Origin of the sequence: Rhodoferax sp. UBA5149, from assembly GCF_002413825.1 — a bacterium.
In the GTDB taxonomy this organism is placed as follows: Bacteria; Pseudomonadota; Gammaproteobacteria; order Burkholderiales; family Burkholderiaceae_C; genus Rhodoferax.
In genome coordinates this window covers 59,509-75,681 of record NZ_DHXT01000150.1, presented here as the reverse complement: position 1 = coordinate 75,681, position 16,173 = coordinate 59,509, and the positions used below count along the sequence as shown (strand labels likewise).

The following is a 16,173-nucleotide window of genomic DNA, read 5'->3' as shown; positions in this document are numbered from 1 at the left end:
GAATTTTTCTTTTCCCATTTTCAATTCTCCAAAGAGCTAATTCCCGTGTACAGGTTTAATGTTTGCACGATGTTGCTGATTCGCCCCGCACGGGAACAGGGCGGCACACCGTCGCAGACAGCTTCTCAATCAGTTGGGGACAGAGCAAATCGCTTCGCGATATTGGACTTTCCCCAAAATCATTATTTAGCCCGGGCCGCCATGATGGCTTCGGCGACATTACGCGGCGCTTCCGTGTAATGCTTGAATTCCATGGTGTAGGTCGCGCGACCTTGTGACATGGAACGCAGTGTCGTTGAGTACCCGAACATTTCGGACAAGGGAACTTCTGCCTTGATGGCTTTACCGCCACCCAGCATATCTTCCATGCCCTGAACCATGCCGCGACGCGAGGACAAATCGCCCATCACGTTGCCGGCGTAGTCTTCCGGTGTTTCAACTTCAACCGCCATCATGGGCTCAAGGATGACGGGACCTGCTTTGCGGCAACCCTCCTTGAATCCGAAAATGGCAGCCATCTTGAAGGCGTTTTCATTCGAGTCAACGTCGTGGTACGAACCGAAGTGCAGCGTGACCTTGACATCCACCACCGGATAACCGGCCAGCACGCCCGAAGTGACGGCCTCGTGAATGCCTTTTTCAACCGCAGGGATGTATTCCCGGGGCACCGTACCGCCCTTGATCGCATCGACGAACTCAATGCCTTTGCCAGGTTCATTCGGCTCGATCTTCAGCACGACATGGCCGTACTGGCCCTTGCCGCCGGATTGACGCACAAACTTGCCTTCAGCATCTTCAATGGTCTTGCGGATGGTCTCGCGGTAAGCCACTTGCGGCTTGCCGACGTTGGCCTCCACACCGAACTCACGCTTCATGCGGTCCACGATGATTTCGAGGTGCAACTCGCCCATACCGGCGATCAGGGTCTGGCCAGATTCCTCATCCGTCTTGACGCGGAACGAAGGATCCTCTTGCGCCAGACGCTGCAAGGCAATGCCCATTTTTTCCTGGTCAACCTTGGTCTTCGGTTCCACGGCCTGTGTAATCACCGGCTCAGGAAAGACCATGCGTTCCAGCATGACGATGGCGCTTGGGTCGCACAGCGTTTCACCCGTGGTGACGTCTTTCAAACCGACGCAAGCGGCAATGTCGCCGGCGCGGATTTCGCTGACTTCCTGGCGGTTGTTGGCGTGCATCTGCACAATTCGTCCGATACGCTCTTTTTTGCCGCGAATCGGGTTATAAACGCTGTCGCCTTTGGTCAGCACGCCGGAATAGACGCGCACAAAGGTCAACTGACCGACAAAAGGATCGGTCATCAGCTTGAACGCCAGCGCAGAGAATTTTTCGCTGTCGTCAGCCCGGCGGGTAACAGGCACCTCGTCTTCGTCCATGCCCTTCACCGGGGGAATGTCAACCGGCGACGGCATGAATTCAATCACGGCATCCAGCATGCGCTGCACGCCTTTGTTCTTGAATGCCGTGCCGCACAACATCGGCTGAATTTCGCTGGCGATGGTACGCGTGCGAATGCCAAGCCTGATTTCGTCTTCGGTCAAGGTGCCTTCTTCAAGGTACTTGGTCATGAACTCGTCGGAGGCTTCAGCCGCAGCTTCCACCATCTTCTCGCGCCATTCTTTGGCCAATTCCAGCAACTCAGCGGGGATTTCCTTGTATTCAAACTTCATGCCCTGGGATGCTTCGTCCCAGATGATGGCCTTCATTTTGATCAGGTCGACCACGCCGACGAAGTTTTCTTCAGCGCCGATTGGGATCACGATCGGCACAGGGTTGGCCTTGAGGCGCAACTTCATCTGCTCCACGACCTTGAAGAAGTTGGCACCGGTGCGGTCCATCTTGTTGACAAAAGCCAGACGAGGCACTTTGTACTTGTTGGCCTGACGCCAGACAGTTTCAGACTGGGGCTGCACGCCGCCGACGGCGCAGTACACCATGCAGGCACCGTCCAGCACGCGCATGGAGCGCTCCACCTCAATGGTGAAGTCCACGTGGCCGGGGGTATCAATGATGTTGATGCGGTGTTCTTCGAAGTTCTTTTCCATGCCCTTCCAGAAACAGGTGGTCGCAGCGGACGTGATCGTGATGCCACGTTCTTGCTCCTGCTCCATCCAGTCCATGGTGGCCGCGCCGTCGTGCACTTCACCAATTTTGTGATTCACGCCGGTATAAAAGAGAATACGCTCGGTCGCTGTGGTTTTACCGGCGTCAATGTGAGCCGAAATGCCAATGTTGCGATAGCGCTCAATGGGGGTATGGCGAGCCATGATAGATCCTAGGTTGCTCAAACAATTCAACTGCCACGCGCAAGGGCGTAGCGAGCGACTTTCATACCCTGTGCAATCCTGAATGCCGTGCATAAAGCACGGCATAGGGCTGCGACGACGAATGAAGGCCGCGCAGTAGCCGCCTTAGAAGCGGAAGTGGGAGAAGGCCTTGTTGGCTTCTGCCATGCGGTGAACTTCGTCACGCTTCTTCATGGCGCCGCCACGGCCTTCAGTGGCTTCCATCAACTCATTGGCCAAACGCAATGCCATGGACTTCTCGCCGCGCTTGCGGGCAGCTTCCTTGATCCAGCGCATGGACAAAGCCAGGCGACGAACCGGACGCACTTCCACGGGCACTTGGTAGTTGGCACCACCGACACGGCGGGACTTCACTTCAACCATGGGCTTGACGTTGTTGATGGCCATGGTGAAGGCTTCAACCGGGTCTTTGCCGGGGTTCTTCTTTTCGATCTGCTCGAGTGCACCGTAAATGATGCGCTCGGCAACCGCTTTTTTGCCGCCTTCCATGATCACGTTCATGAATTTGGACAGCTCTACATTGCCGAACTTAGGATCCGGCAGGATTTCACGTTTAGGGACTTCGCGACGACGTGGCATTTTTTCACCTCTTATTTGCTTCAGTTGGCGTCTTGTTCAGACACCGCAAAAACCATTTTGGTTTTTACTTACTCGACCCAACAGCGGGTCACTACGTTGCATCACCGCGCCACGCGGGAAACAACACCTTTTTATTCAACCAAGCGAAAAGCTTATTTGACCTTTGGCTTCTTGGCACCGTACTTGGAGCGCGACTGCTTGCGGTCTTTCACGCCTTGCAAGTCGAGCGAACCACGCACGATGTGGTAACGCACACCGGGCAAATCCTTGACACGACCGCCGCGAACCAGCACGACACTGTGTTCCTGCAGGTTGTGGCCTTCGCCGCCGATGTAGGAAATAACTTCAAACCCGTTGGTCAGGCGCACTTTGGCGACTTTACGCAGAGCCGAGTTAGGTTTTTTAGGCGTTGTGGTGTACACACGGGTGCATACACCGCGACGCTGCGGAGAGTTTTGCATCGCAGGGCTTTTGGACTTGATCGTTTCGACCTCGCGCCCCTGACGTACTAGCTGATTAATGGTTGGCATTGAAAAACGTCCCTAAACGTTTGTTAACTATTTTGGTAGTTAAAACTTAAATACTTCGAAAACGTGAAACCCTTCGGAAATTCCGAAAAGCCTTCTACTATAGCAGGACAAGGGTTTGCCCGCAACCAACTTCTGCGGCCTTTGGGCATCTGACTTGTTTGCGGGCGCTAACTACGCCAAACCGCATGGCTCTACTTGATCCACAAACGCACGGAATCCCACGCACGGCCCACCAGGCCGGCCTGCTCAACCGCTTCCAACGCGACCAAAGGCACATCAACCAAGGCCTGCTCGCCGCTGGTGACCTTCAAAGTTCCTACCTGCTGGCCTTTGGTAAAGGGGGCCACCAAGGGGTCGGGGCGGACCACCTGCGTCTTGAGCTTGACGGCAGTTCCCGCCGGAACCGCGACCACGATGGCCTGCGGGCGTCCCAGCTTGACGGTCGCCTCCTTGCCCTTCCAGACCACTGGCGACACGACAGCCTGGTTGGCATCAAACAGTTTGACGGCTTCAAACGCGGTGTAGCCCCAGTTCAACAGCTTTTGGGACTCGTTGGCACGCGCATTTTCACTGGTGGCACCCAACACGATGGACAAGAGGCGGCGGCTGCCCGACGCGCCCGGCGAACCCGCATCAGCGCCCGGCGTGCCCAGGCTGGCGAAGTCGCGCTTGGCGGTGGCGATCAGGCAATAACCTGCGGCATCGGTGTGCCCGGTTTTCAATCCGTCCACAGAAGGGTCGCGAAACAGCAGCAGGTTGCGGTTGCTGTCATTGGCAGCCGGGGTTCCCGTGTAACGGTACTTCTTGATGGCGTGGTACGGCGCGTATTCCGGAAAATCGCGCATCAGCCGGGTGGAGAGGATGCTGAGGTCGCGCGCCGTGGTGATGTGGCCAGCCTCGGTCAGGCCCTCCGGGTTTTTGTAGCTGGTGGACTTCATCCCGAGCGCCTTGGCCTGCTCGTTCATGAGTTGCACGAAACGCTCGACCGTGCCGCCGACGCCCTCGGCCAGCGCCATGGTGGCATCGTTGCCGCTTTGCACGAGCATGCCTTTGATGAGGTCTTCCACCGGCACCATCATCTTGGGATCGATGAACATGCGTGAGCCCGGCATCTTCCAGGCGCGCTCGCTGACGGGCAGCGTCTGCTTGAGGTCCAATTTCTTGCTACGCAAGGCATCAAAAACCAGGTAAGTCGTCATCAGCTTGGTCAGCGACGCGGGTTCCACCGGCACATCGATGTCTTTTTCCGCCAGCATCTGGTTCGCCGTGATATCAAACAGCAGGTAAGAGCGCGCGGCAATTTCGGGTGGTTGCGGCGTTTGGGCGGCGACCGAGAAACAGACTGCGGCGAAGAGGGCAATTAGAAGAGTTTTCATGAGGGGGCGTAACCCGTCCGTCGGCTTGGCGAGAGACACGAAATAATTTAAATGCTATTAAAAAAGCAGCTGCTTGCGTCCATTTTACGGGCGTCAACGGCCAGGAATGCTTAACGTCCGAGGCTTGCGGGGATGAGCAGGCGCGCCACCACCTTGCCATTTTTCAAGTGTGACTCCACGATTTCGTCGATGTCATGGTCGTCCACATAGGTGTACCAGACGGCTTCCGGGTACACCACCGCCACCGGGCCGGCGGCACAGCGGTCCAGGCAGCCCGCCTTGTTGACCCGCACCTGGCCCGGGCCGGCCAGGCCTGCTGCCTTGATCTGCATCTTGCAGCGATCGAACCCTTCTTGCGCCCGATGCTGGGCGCAGCATTCTTCGCCATTTTTTCGCTCGTTGAGGCAAAAGAAAATATGCCGTTCGTAATAGGATTTCAACGGCGCGCCCGCATTGCTTGCCATCAATTCGTCATCAGATATTTTTTCAGTCATGGGCGTGATTCTAGTTTTCCAGCGCCCGGGTCCCCGACCTGAGTCATCACATACACCAAGGCCGCATAGGGCCACAACCAGCCGAGCCACTGCGCCAGTCCGTTGAAGCGGATAAAACTCCCCTGCTCCCACAAGGCCAGGGTTTGCGCAAAATAAGCGCTGGTTGGCGCCTGATTCAGCAAGCTGAGGTGGATGCCCAACGCCAGCAGCAGCAAGGCAGCGCTGGCGCGCTGCGGCACCCACAGCATCAGGGTCACCAGAACCAAGGCGGTGAGCAGACCCACTTTAACCGGCAAACTGAACCAGGCCCAGGCGTGCTCGGGACCGTAACTCAAAGCCGCCGACAGCAGGGTGGAACCCATGCCAAGCGCGAATACCAGCGACAAAAACGGGACTCGCCGCGCCGCAGAACGAATGATGCAAAAGCCAAGCAGGCACGGTATCAGCAGGCCCAGCATGACACAGACCGCCTCGGCGCCGGGCACCAGCGGCTGCAGTTCAATCTCCCGCACCGGCAGCCAGTCCAGAAACGGCGTGTCCTGCAGCGCATCCGCCAATGCCGCCTCCAGCCGCTCCAGCACCTGTCCGAGCCCAAACGGCACCGCTGCCGGGAACAACAAGGCCAGCGGCCACAAAGCCAGCAACACGAGGCCGCCCCGTGCCTGCGCCACGAACCAGCGCGCCCTGAAGCGGCTCCACTGGTCAATGATGCCCAGCTTGTCCATGGCCCAGGCGACCAGAGCGCCCAGCCAGGCGCCCACCGTGTTCAAGGCAAGATCCAGATTGGACGGCACACGGAAGGGCAAATAGCTTTGAAGCGACTCCATCGTCAGCGACAGGACGGCCGCCACCAGCGTCGCCAGGCCGACGGCGTATCGGCCTCTTCCGGTGCGCAGCGCACTCACCGCGAGCAAAAAACCCAGTGGCATGTAGCCCAGCACATTGATGGCCACATCAAAACCGGTCCAGTATTTGGGCAGCGGGCTGTTCAAAAAAGCCCAGGGCACGATGCCTTGGTAACGCCAACCGGCAAAAGGATACAGACTGGCGTAAAAAATGAGCCCTATATAGATCAGGGCGAGAGGCCAGGCCGAGGTCTTGTGCACCTGCGCCGCCCCGGACTCAGAACGGTTTGAGAACCACCAGCAGCACGGCCGCCAGCAGCAGCAGCACCGGGGCCTCGTTGTACCAGCGGTACCACACGTGGCTGTGGGTATTGCGATTGGCCACCAGCTGGCGCAGCAAGACGGCGCAACTGTAGTGATAAGCCAGCGCCAGCACCACGACGGCGAGCTTGGCGTGCATCCAGGCATTGCCGGGTCCCCAGCCAATGCCATAGCCCGCCCACAGCCAAACGCCCAAGCCAACCGCTGGCACGGCAATGAGGGTGGTGAAACGCAGGAGTTTGCGCGCCATCAACAGCAGCCGCTCACGCTCAGCCACGGATTGCGGCGGCACCATGGCCAGATTAACAAAGATACGCGGCAGGTAAAACAAACCGGCAAACCAGCTGGCGACGAAAACGATGTGGAATGATTTGAACCAAAGCATGGGCGCAGTTTAGGCCAAAAAAAACCCCAGCACGAGGGCTGGGGTGGTAAGCCTATTTGCTGTCACACATCAAGGCCCCGCTCAGGGAGGAAAAGCGGGAGGCAGCGAACTGCCCACGCGTAATTTAGCAAAATTGCCACCACCTTACAAGCTACTGGACGAAATATTTCGTCGCCCGCCAGAAAAAAGCATTCACCCATTACACTTTTCATCATGACAAACCATGCCTCTTATCCCCTGGGTCGCCCTCGGCGCTTGCGGCGCGACGCGTTTACACGCAATCTGGTTCGTGAAAATGCGCTCACCCCGCACGACCTGATTTACCCGGTTTTTGTTGTTGACGGAAAACAACAGCGCGAAGCGATCAAGTCCATGCCCGGCGTCGAACGCCTGAGCCTGGATCTGCTGCTACCAGTCGCCGAAGAGTGCGTGCGTCTGGGCATTCCCGTCATGGCCTTGTTTCCGGTGATCGATCCGGCGCTGAAAACACCGGACGGGCGCGAAGCCCTGAACCCGGACGGCCTGGTGCCGCGCGTGGTGCAGGCGCTGAAAAAGGAATTTCCCGAGCTGGGAGTCATGACCGACGTGGCGCTGGACCCCTTCACCAGCCATGGGCAAGATGGGCTGCAGGACCCCAACCCGGCCGAGGACGGCTACATCATGAACGACGCCACGGTTGAAGTGCTGGTGAAGCAGGCGCTGACCCAGGCCGGCGCCGGCGTCGACATCGTGGCGCCCAGCGACATGATGGACGGCCGCATCGGCGCCATCCGTCACGCCCTGGAAGCCAATCACTTCGTTCACACCCGCATCATGGCCTACAGCGCCAAGTACGCGAGCGCCTTTTACGGCCCGTTCCGTGACGCCGTCGGCTCGGCTGGCAATCTGGGCAAAGGCAACAAGAAGGTCTACCAGATGGACCCCGGCAACTCGGACGAGGCGCTGCGCGAAGTGGCGATGGACATCGCGGAAGGCGCCGACATGGTGATGGTCAAGCCCGGCATGCCTTACCTCGATATCGTGCGCCGCGTCAAAGACGAGTTCAAGGTGCCAACCTTTGCCTACCAGGTCAGCGGCGAATACGCCATGCTCAAGGCCGCCGCCCTCAACGGCTGGCTCGACCACGATGCCGTCATGATGGAAAGCCTGCTGGCGTTCAAACGCGCCGGCGCTGATGGCGTGCTCACCTACTTTGCGCGGGATGCCGCGCGCTTGCTGCAAAAAAAATAGCGCATTGCGTAGCATTGACGGGGGCTGGGGTGGTATTTCTTATATAAACCTGTATCAAAGATCTGCCCATGCGAATTTTCACCCTGAACGGCAGCCAGGTCGCCGAGACCGATAGCCTGACCCCGCTGGCCGACCTGCGCTTGCCAGCCCAAGGCTATCTGTGGATCGCCTGTGCACGCCGGGAGTTCGAGGTCATGCAGGCGCAGATCCAGGCCGCGCTGCAGGCCCTGTGTGGCCTGCAACTGGTGGATTTGCATATTTCCGACCTGTTGAACAACCAGTTGCCCTCGCACTACGACTACACCTCGCAATACGACATTCTGGTGTTCCGCCGCCTGGCCAGCGGCCGCTCCGAGACCGATCTGGCGCAACCCGGCCTGCCGCTGCACCGTGTGCCAGCACGCGGTGGGCCGCCGATTCTGCGGCGCATCGACACCAGCCCGGTCGGCTTTGCGGTGTTCGATCACATTCTGTTGACGGTGCACCCCACGGACTGCGCGGTGCGCGATACCTTTATCGCCAAGTTATTGAGTTCAGGCTCGGCGGAATCCCACGCCGCCGGGGCGCGACTGCCCAGTAGTCCGGCCGACCTGATGCTGCGCATCATCAACCAGATGGTGGACGGCTACCTGGAACTGCGGCGCGAGCTCACGCACCAGCTCGATCACTGGCAAGCCGAGTTGGTGAACCCCAAGACCCGTTTCAACAATTGGGCCGCCCTGCTGGACGCCCGGCTGTCGCTGCACCATCTCGACGAGATCTGCGAGGACCAGCGCGCCGCCGTGCAGGACTGGATCGAAGCCATCAAAACCTGGCCCGATGCCGAGACGCCCGGCGGCCAGCGCGAGCGCGACCTGCTGCAAGTGCGCAGCCGCGACGTGCTGGAACACATTGAGCGCGTCGTGCACCATGTGCGTCGTCTGGAGCAAAGTGCCGAAACCGCGGTTCAGATGCACTTCAACGCCCAAAGCCACCGCACCAACGAGATCATGCGCACGCTCACCGTGCTGACCGCCATCTTTCTGCCGCTGAACCTGATTGCCGGCATTTTTGGCATGAACTTTGAGTACATCCCCCTGTTGCACCAGTCCAATGGTTTTTTGCTGGCCATGATCCTGATGCTCACGATAGCGCTCGGGCTGGTGATGTTTTTCTGGCGAAAACGCTACCTGGAACGCTCCGCGCGCTGAATCGCCAGACGTTTTTCTTCGGCCAGGACCATCAGTTTTTTGGCCACCGGACCATTCGCATGGCCACTGTCATAGAGGTGAAATTCGCCGATGCCGCGGTACAGCAGGACGAAGGGAACGACGCTGACACCGGCGCGGCGCCTGTCGTCGCGCGCCGCGGCCTCGGACGCCGACCAGGCGAGATGCGTAGTTGCCATGAAAAAAAGAGCTGCTCGCGCAAGCGCCACGAGGGCTAGAGGCCCAAAACCCTTATAGAGCGTGGCGCGCCGCAGGCTGTCACGCCAAATGCAGGGCGAAGAAAGCCAGCGTGCGCTCACGCGCCAACGCCGCCGCCGTGGCGTCATAGGCGCTGCGGTGATCGCAGTTGAAACCATGACCGGCCGGGTAAATGTGCACGTCCACATCGGCGTGCGCGCGTTGGAAGGCTTCCACCCCTTCCAGCGCAATCGCGTGGTCGTGATCGCCAAAATGCGCCAGCACCGGGCAGCTCGGCGTGCGGGCGATCTCCCAGGCCGTGGTCATGCCGCCACCGTAGTAGGGCACGACCGCACTCAGGCCAACCAGCAAGCAGGCCGCGCGCCAGGCCAGCAGGCCACCCCAGCAATAGCCCACGAGGCCAACCTTGCCGGTTGTTGCGGCGAAGTCGATGACGGCTTGAATATCCTGCAGCACGCCGGGCGGCGGCAAGGCCTCGACGGCCGCCTTCAACGCCACACCGGCCGCGATGTCGTCGGCACCGTAGCCTATGTCCACGCCCGGCTTGACCCGGTGAAAGGTGGCGGGTGCCAGTGCCAGATAGCCTTGTGCCGCGTAGCCATCGGCGACCGCCCGAATGTGCGCGTTGACGCCAAAAATCTCCTGCAACACCACGACCGCGCCTTTGGCCGGACCGGCCGGTCGCGCCACGTAGACGGGAAATTTAAAGCCATCGGCCGCCGTCAAGTCGATGAAGTTACCCATATGCGTGTCTCTTTCAAATGATGTTCAGTTCAGATTTAAAGTGTTGCGTCCGGGTTCAACTTGCGCGCCAGAAAATCGAGCCGGTCCTGGCCCCAGAAAATTTCACCCTCAAGGCAGTAGCTGGGCGCACCAAACACGCCCGCCTCGATCGCGGCCTGGGTATTGGCGTCAAACTGGTTCTGCACGCCCTGGCTGCGCGATTGCGCCAGCCGCTCGGCGGGCAGACCGCATTCGTCCAGCAGCTCCGCCAGCGTTTGGGCATCGGCAATGTCGCGCTGCTGCACCCAGACGGCGGCGAACACCGCATCACTGAGGCGCATGGCCGCCTGCGCGCCCTCGTGCAAATCCACGGCGATGATCAGGCGCGCCGCATCGTCCGATGCCACCGGGAAAAAGCGCGGCTGCACATTCAGGGGCAGTTTCAAATGATCACGAAAACGGGCCAACTCCTGCAGCCGGTAGGCCTGGCGTTGTGGCGCGCGCTTAGGGAGCGGCAAGCCACCCGACACCGCGAACACCTTGCCAAAGTCCGTCGGCAACACGCGAACCGTGGCCTGCGCTGCCGTGGCCATCGCCGCCAAACGGGCGTGACCCAGATAGGTCCAGGGGCTTTGCGGGGCAAAGTAGTAGTCAATGGTTTTGTTCAAAGTGTCTCCTGAATGGTATTTGCCAAGGGGGTTTGTTTTTCGGATCTGTTGGTTGCGACTGCGGCTAACATGAGTCTCACGCAAGCATCCGTTTTTACCCCAAATTTTCATTACCGTCAGAACACACCGTGAACCCCATCCTTTTGATCACTGGCGGCGCGCGCGGCATTGGCGCGGCCACCGCCTTGCTCGCTGCGCAGCAAGGCTACGCCGTGGCCGTCAATTACACCGCCAATTCGTTGGCGGCGGACGAGGTGGTGCGGCAGATTCGCGCCCGCGGCGGGAGCGCCATCACGGTGCAGGCCGATGTGGCGGTGGAGACGCAGGTGATGGCCATGTTCGAAAAAATAGACGCCAAGCTGGGGCGCCTCACGGCCCTGGTCAACAACGCCGGTGTCGTGGACGTGGCAGCCCGCGTCGATGAAATGAGCGTGGAGCGGCTCAGGCGCATGTTCGACATCAACGTGATGGGCAGCTTTTTATGCGCGCGGGAAGCGGTCAAACGCATGAGCACGCGCCATGGCGGCGCGGGCGGCGCCATTGTCAACGTCTCCAGCGCGGCAGCACGCCTGGGGGGCGCCGGCCAGTATGTGGACTACGCCGCCAGCAAGGGCGCCATTGACACTTTCACCGTGGGGCTGGCCAAGGAAGTGGCTGCAGAAGGCATTCGCGTCAACGCCGTGCGGCCCGGCATTATTGAGACCGACATCCATGCATCCGGTGGCCAGCCCGAGCGGGCGCGCCAGATGGCGCCGCTGGTGCCGATGCAGCGCGCCGGCAGTGCGCTGGAGGTGGCGCAGGCGATTGTGTGGCTGCTGTCGGATGCCTCCAGCTACAGCACGGGGGCGATGCTGGATGTGGCGGGTGGCCGGTAAATAAGTGTTCACATGAGCAACAAAAACCCGACCCACAGCCCCCCCTTGATTGACAGAATTCGGGGGATGTCTCTCAAGGCCCGGCTGGTCTTGATGACGGTCGGTCTTTTTGTCGTATTCATCTGGGCGCTGGCCTTGCTGTCGGCCACGGTGCTGCGCGGTCAGCTCGAAACCCTGCTTTCCGACCAGCAGCTTGCGGCCACCCGGCGGGCGGCCAGCCAGGTGGACGCGCGGCTCAAGGACAACATCGAGGCACTGGCGCGCACTGCTGCCAGCCTGCCAGGGGAACTGAGTTACGAAGCGCTGCAGCCGCTACTGGCCCAGCGCCCCTACCCGCACATCGCCTTTACAGGCGGCATTGCGGTCATCGGGCTGGATGGCGTCGTCATTGCCGATGACCCCGCGGCGCCCGGGCGACGCGGAGGCTACTTCGGCGACCGCGACTATTTCCGCCAGGTCGTCGAAACGGGCAAGCCCTACATCGACAAACCGATCATCGGTCGCGCTCTGAAGCGACCAGTGCTCACCACGGCGGTGCCGGTGTTCGGTGCGGACGGCCGCGTGCGCGCCGTGATGACGGGCATCATGGATCTGACAGCCCGCAATTTTCTCGGCTTCGTCGCGGATTGGGCGCAGATTGGTCATGGTGAGTATTTCGTCGTGTCCCTGCGGGACCGGATCATCATCGCCGCGACCGACAGCAAGCGCAGCATGCAACCCATGTCGGCGCGCGGTCTGAACCCGCTCTTTGATCGGATGGTGGATGGTTTCGAGGGCTCGGGCGTGGCGCTCAGCTCGGAGGGACTCAGCAAGCTCTACTCCGGCGTTCGTGTGCCGACGGCGGACTGGCTGATTCTGGCGGCCTTGCCGACCGAGGTGGCCTTCGGGCCGCTACACACGCTGCAAAAATACCTCTACGTGATGGCCAGCCTCTTGACGCTGGCGGCCGCGTTGCTCATCCGGCTGATGTTGCGCCGTCTGCTGGCGCCCTTGAAAGAAGCGGGTCGTGCCATGCAACTGATGAGCGACGGGCAGATGCCGCTGGCGTCGCTGCCCATCGTACGCCACGATGAAATCGGTCAGCTGGTGAGCAATTTCAACCGGCTGGTCGCCGACCGCCAGCAATACGAATCCGCGCTCGCCGACAGCGAGCAGCGCTTTCGCCTGCTGGTCGAGCGCGCACCGGACGGCATTTACGTCCAGACCCGGGGCTGTTTTGCTTATGCCAACAGTGCGGCACTGGCCCTTTTCGGCGCTAACGCCAGCGAAGAGCTGCTGGGGCGCAGCGTCCTCAGTCTGGTGCATGCCGACTGCCAGTCCGCGGTGGCGCAGCGGATTCGCCGGCTGAACGAACAACTGGAGTGCATCGCCACCGTCGAGCTGATCTATCTCAAGCTCGACGGCACGCCGATGAACGTGGAAATTTCCGCCGTGCCCTTTCGCTTCGGCAATGAAAACGGCTCCCTCGTCTTCGTGCGCGACATTACGGCGCGCAAACGGGCCGACGAGGCGGTACGCATCAGCGAAGCCCGTTTTCGTTCGCTGTTCGACCACATGCTGGAGGGCTATGCCTACTGCCGCATGATTTTCGACCAGGGCGAGCCCGTGGACTTCATCTATCTCGATGTCAATCCGGCCTTCGAGCGGCTGACCGGCCTGGTCGATGTGATTGGGAAGCGCGTCAGCACTTTGAATCCGGGCTTTCGCGAAGACAATGCCGAGCTGCTGGCCACCTATGGCCGGGTGGCGGCCGGCGGCGCACCCGAAAAATTTGAAACCTTTGTGGCGGGCCTCAAAAACTGGTTTTCGATTTCCGCCTACCACGCCGACACCGACTGCTTCGTGGCGGTGTTCGATGTCATCACCCGGCAGAAGCAGGCCGAAGCCATCCAGAACCGACTCAATCGTGCCCTGCGCCTGCTGAGCGACTGCAATATGGCGCTGGTGCATGCCGAGCGCGAGCAGAGTCTGCTGGAGCAGATTTGCCAGCTGGTGGTCGACCAGGGGGGCTATCAGATGGCCTGGGTGGGCTATGCCGAAGACGACATCGGGAAGACGGTGCGTCCGGTGGCCCAAGCCGGCGCGGCGGCCGACTATCTGGAGACTACGGCAATTTCCTGGGGCGACACCGCGTCTGGCCTCGGCCCGACCGGGCGGGCCATCTATTCCGGTCAAACCCAGGTCCATCACGACTTCGAAACTAACCCGGCCCTGGCGCCCTGGCGCGAGGCGGCGGCGGCGCGCGGCTTCCGCGCCAGCATCGCCCTGCCTTTGCTGAGCAAGCAGCGCGCTTATGGCGCGCTGACGATTTATTCGACGGCAACCGATGCATTTTTTGCTGAAGAGGTGGCGCTGCTGCAGGAACTGGCCGACGACCTTGCCTATGGCATCGAAACCCTGCGCGCGCGCAGCCAGCGCGCCATCACCGAAGAAAAGCTGGCCTACCTCGCCCACCACGATGTGCTCACCGGACTGCCCAATCGGTTGTTGCTGCGCGACCGCTTTGACCTCGCCGTGGCGCAGGCCGAGCGCGACCGCGCCAACGTGGCCCTGCTCTTTCTTGATTTGGACAACTTCAAGCAGATCAACGACAGCCTCGGGCACAGCGTCGGCGACCAGCTGCTGGTGGCCCTGGCCGAGCGCCTGCGCGGCAGCGTCCGCGACAGCGACACCATCAGTCGGCAGGGCGGCGACGAATTCATCATCCTGATGGGCGGCTTGACCGAGGTCGGCATCGTCGGACGGGTGGCCCAGGAGATTCTCGATGCCATTGCCGAACCGTTTGAGCTGGCGGGCCATACGCTGACCACCTCGTTCAGCATCGGCATCAGCCTGTACCCCGATGACGCCCGCGATTTCGACACCTTGTCGAAAAATGCCGACAGCGCGCTCTACCACGCCAAGGACAGCGGCAGAAATGCCTACAGCTTCTTCGCCAGCCGGATGAATGCTGATGCGCTGGCCCACATGCAATTGCAGGGCAGCCTGCGCAAAGCGCTGAAAAATGAGGAGTTCTTGCTCCACTACCAGCCACAGCTCGATATTGCCAGCGGCCGCATCATCGGGGTAGAAGCCCTGGTGCGCTGGCAAGCACCCGACGGCACTTTGGTGCCGCCGGGCAGCTTTATCCCGGTGGCCGAGCAAAGCGGCCTGATCATTGCCATCGGCGAATGGGTGCTGCACGAGGCCTGTCGCCAGGCCGCCGCCTGGCAGGCTGCCGGTTTGCCGCCGATCGTGATGGCGGTCAACCTCTCGGCCCTGCAGTTCCGCCGCGGCAACATTCTCAACACCGTCTCTGCCGCGCTGGCGCGCTCCGGCTTGCCAGCGCGCTACCTGGAACTCGAATTGACGGAGTCCATCCTGCTGCAGGATGTGGATGCCGCCATGAAAACCCTGTACAGCCTCAAAGAATTGGGGGTGCAGCTTTCCATTGACGATTTCGGCACCGGTTATTCCAGCCTGTCCTATCTGAAGCGGCTGGCCGTCGACAAGCTCAAGATCGACCAGTCCTTCGTGCGCGATATCGCCAACGACCCGGACGATGCGGCCATCGTGCACGCCATCGTCCAGCTCGGCCACACCCTGCAGCTGACAGTGATTGCCGAAGGCGTGGAAACGGACCGCCAGCTGGCCTTTCTGACCGAGTATGGCTGTGACGAGGCACAGGGCTACTTGTTCAGCCGCCCGCTGGCGGCGGCGGCGGTCGAACCCCTGCTGCGCCACGGCCTGCAACGTTGACTTGGCTAACAATCCTCAGAGGATTTCCATGGACTTCAAACCTCTCGTCACATTGCTGGCCAGTTTTCAGGTCGGCGGCGCTGGCGGTCGAGGTGATGTCGGACGGGCTGGTGAAACTGTTTCCGATTCTGGGGAAGTAACAGCCACTAGACGGAGATGGTGCACCGGTCACCCCTATTTGCTCCTCATTTAGTAGCTGCTTGACCAATAGATACGGGGGTTATAGCGCTTCGCGAATCTTTTGTTCAATGTGTTCGTAGTCGCCTTCTCCTGCGTGGCTGAAAACAACATGGCCATCGCGGTCCACCCAATAGACTGCGGGCCAGTACCGATTGGCCCAGGCGGTCCACGTTGCATAGCGATTGTCTTGCGCCACGGGGGAGTCAATGCCGTGGCGCTGGATCGCGCTCTGCACCTTACCAGTTTCTCGCTCGAACGCGTACTCCGGCGTATGCACGCCGACCACGATCAGCCCCTGGTCCTTGTAGCGCTGGTACCAACTTTTGATGTGGGGCAAGGTGTTGACGCAGTTCACGCAGCCATAGGCTATCGCCAGCCGGGGAGCCCCGCTGCGACGGAATACGCCTGCGCATACTGGCCGCCTTGTCGCATGATTTGCAAACCGCCATCACCCGCATGCGTTTGCGCGTTGAAATGCTCGCATCCAGCCCCGCGCGCG

13 protein-coding genes and 2 pseudogenes are annotated in these 16,173 nt (G+C 60.6%); 4 read left to right on the top strand and 11 right to left on the bottom strand.

Annotation, left to right across the window (positions count from 1 at the left end):
- Window positions 1-182: 182 nt before the first annotated feature.
- The 7 genes from fusA to B3V69_RS13135 all read right to left on the bottom strand — a co-directional run bounded on the left by fusA (window position 183) and on the right by B3V69_RS13135 (window position 6,854).
- A complete protein-coding gene (gene fusA / locus B3V69_RS13165) occupies window positions 183-2,285 on the bottom strand; it encodes an elongation factor G (RefSeq protein ID WP_296447223.1) in 2,103 nt (700 codons plus the stop codon).
- 144 nt (window positions 2,286-2,429) lie between these two features.
- Window positions 2,430-2,903: a 30S ribosomal protein S7 gene (gene rpsG, locus B3V69_RS13160; protein ID WP_114968651.1), complete on the bottom strand. Its 474-nt coding sequence runs from the start codon at window positions 2,901-2,903 to the stop codon at window positions 2,430-2,432.
- A gap of 152 nt (window positions 2,904-3,055) precedes the next feature.
- Complete coding sequence (gene rpsL / locus B3V69_RS13155; RefSeq protein WP_296447219.1) at window positions 3,056-3,433, bottom strand: 30S ribosomal protein S12; 378 nt, start codon at window positions 3,431-3,433, stop codon at window positions 3,056-3,058.
- Window positions 3,434-3,624: 191 nt separating this feature from the next.
- A complete protein-coding gene (locus tag B3V69_RS13150; RefSeq protein ID WP_296447217.1) occupies window positions 3,625-4,809 on the bottom strand; it encodes a D-alanyl-D-alanine carboxypeptidase family protein in 1,185 nt (394 codons plus the stop codon).
- 110 nt (window positions 4,810-4,919) lie between these two features.
- Entirely contained in the window at window positions 4,920-5,273 is a 354-nt protein-coding gene (locus B3V69_RS13145; RefSeq protein ID WP_296447227.1) for a (2Fe-2S) ferredoxin domain-containing protein, read from the bottom strand.
- A gap of 26 nt (window positions 5,274-5,299) precedes the next feature.
- Window positions 5,300-6,409: a VanZ family protein gene (locus B3V69_RS13140; RefSeq protein ID WP_296447215.1), complete on the bottom strand. Its 1,110-nt coding sequence runs from the start codon at window positions 6,407-6,409 to the stop codon at window positions 5,300-5,302.
- A gap of 16 nt (window positions 6,410-6,425) precedes the next feature.
- The gene (locus tag B3V69_RS13135) at window positions 6,426-6,854 is read right to left on the bottom strand and encodes a CopD family protein (RefSeq protein WP_296447214.1); all 429 of its coding nucleotides are present in this window, start codon (window positions 6,852-6,854) and stop codon (window positions 6,426-6,428) included.
- A gap of 213 nt (window positions 6,855-7,067) precedes the next feature.
- Between B3V69_RS13135 and hemB the strand changes: the two genes are divergently transcribed.
- Window positions 7,068-8,084, top strand: coding sequence for a porphobilinogen synthase (hemB, locus tag B3V69_RS13130; RefSeq protein WP_296447212.1), 1,017 nt, complete (start codon window positions 7,068-7,070; stop codon window positions 8,082-8,084).
- A 68-nt stretch (window positions 8,085-8,152) separates the two neighbouring features.
- Entirely contained in the window at window positions 8,153-9,274 is a 1,122-nt protein-coding gene (locus B3V69_RS13125) for a magnesium transporter CorA family protein (protein ID WP_296447210.1), read from the top strand.
- On the opposite strand, the pseudogene B3V69_RS13120 reads toward B3V69_RS13125, so the two are convergent.
- From B3V69_RS13120 to B3V69_RS13110, 3 genes and pseudogenes are all read right to left on the bottom strand, one after another.
- Window positions 9,274-9,432, bottom strand: a pseudogene (locus tag B3V69_RS13120) (amidohydrolase); the annotation flags it as partial. The gene B3V69_RS13125 and the pseudogene B3V69_RS13120 overlap by 1 nt on opposite strands.
- Before the next feature lie 118 nt (window positions 9,433-9,550).
- Entirely contained in the window at window positions 9,551-10,234 is a 684-nt protein-coding gene (locus tag B3V69_RS13115; RefSeq protein ID WP_296447208.1) for a dienelactone hydrolase family protein, read from the bottom strand.
- A gap of 35 nt (window positions 10,235-10,269) precedes the next feature.
- Window positions 10,270-10,881: a 2-hydroxychromene-2-carboxylate isomerase gene (locus tag B3V69_RS13110; RefSeq protein WP_296447206.1), complete on the bottom strand. Its 612-nt coding sequence runs from the start codon at window positions 10,879-10,881 to the stop codon at window positions 10,270-10,272.
- A 128-nt stretch (window positions 10,882-11,009) separates the two neighbouring features.
- On the opposite strand from B3V69_RS13110, the gene B3V69_RS13105 reads away from it, so the two are divergent.
- On the top strand, window positions 11,010-11,756 hold the full coding sequence (locus tag B3V69_RS13105) for an SDR family oxidoreductase (RefSeq protein ID WP_296447203.1): 747 nt from the start codon (window positions 11,010-11,012) through the stop codon (window positions 11,754-11,756).
- A 12-nt stretch (window positions 11,757-11,768) separates the two neighbouring features.
- Window positions 11,769-15,494 carry an EAL domain-containing protein gene (locus B3V69_RS13100; RefSeq protein ID WP_296447201.1) on the top strand — a complete coding sequence of 1,242 codons (3,726 nt, stop codon included), beginning with the start codon at window positions 11,769-11,771 and terminating at the stop codon, window positions 15,492-15,494.
- A gap of 220 nt (window positions 15,495-15,714) precedes the next feature.
- Here B3V69_RS13100 and B3V69_RS13095 read toward each other — a convergent pair.
- A pseudogene (locus B3V69_RS13095) lies at window positions 15,715-16,038 on the bottom strand (redoxin family protein); the annotation flags it as partial.
- Between the last annotated feature and the right edge of the window lie 135 nt (window positions 16,039-16,173).

What these genes read in the sequence shown, in the direction of transcription:
- fusA (WP_296447223.1), bottom strand. Translation starts at nt 2,285, where the DNA reads ATGGCTCGCCATACCCCCATTGAGCGCTATCGCAACATTGGCATTTCG.
- rpsG (WP_114968651.1), bottom strand. Translation starts at nt 2,903, where the DNA reads ATGCCACGTCGTCGCGAAGTCCCTAAACGTGAAATCCTGCCGGATCCT.
- rpsL (WP_296447219.1), bottom strand. Translation starts at nt 3,433, where the DNA reads ATGCCAACCATTAATCAGCTAGTACGTCAGGGGCGCGAGGTCGAAACG.
- B3V69_RS13150 (WP_296447217.1), bottom strand. Translation starts at nt 4,809, where the DNA reads ATGAAAACTCTTCTAATTGCCCTCTTCGCCGCAGTCTGTTTCTCGGTC.
- B3V69_RS13145 (WP_296447227.1), bottom strand. Translation starts at nt 5,273, where the DNA reads ATGGCAAGCAATGCGGGCGCGCCGTTGAAATCCTATTACGAACGGCAT.
- B3V69_RS13135 (WP_296447214.1), bottom strand. Translation starts at nt 6,854, where the DNA reads ATGCTTTGGTTCAAATCATTCCACATCGTTTTCGTCGCCAGCTGGTTT.
- hemB (WP_296447212.1), top strand. Translation starts at nt 7,068, where the DNA reads ATGACAAACCATGCCTCTTATCCCCTGGGTCGCCCTCGGCGCTTGCGG.
- B3V69_RS13125 (WP_296447210.1), top strand. Translation starts at nt 8,153, where the DNA reads ATGCGAATTTTCACCCTGAACGGCAGCCAGGTCGCCGAGACCGATAGC.
- B3V69_RS13115 (WP_296447208.1), bottom strand. Translation starts at nt 10,234, where the DNA reads ATGGGTAACTTCATCGACTTGACGGCGGCCGATGGCTTTAAATTTCCC.
- B3V69_RS13100 (WP_296447201.1), top strand. Translation starts at nt 11,769, where the DNA reads ATGAGCAACAAAAACCCGACCCACAGCCCCCCCTTGATTGACAGAATT.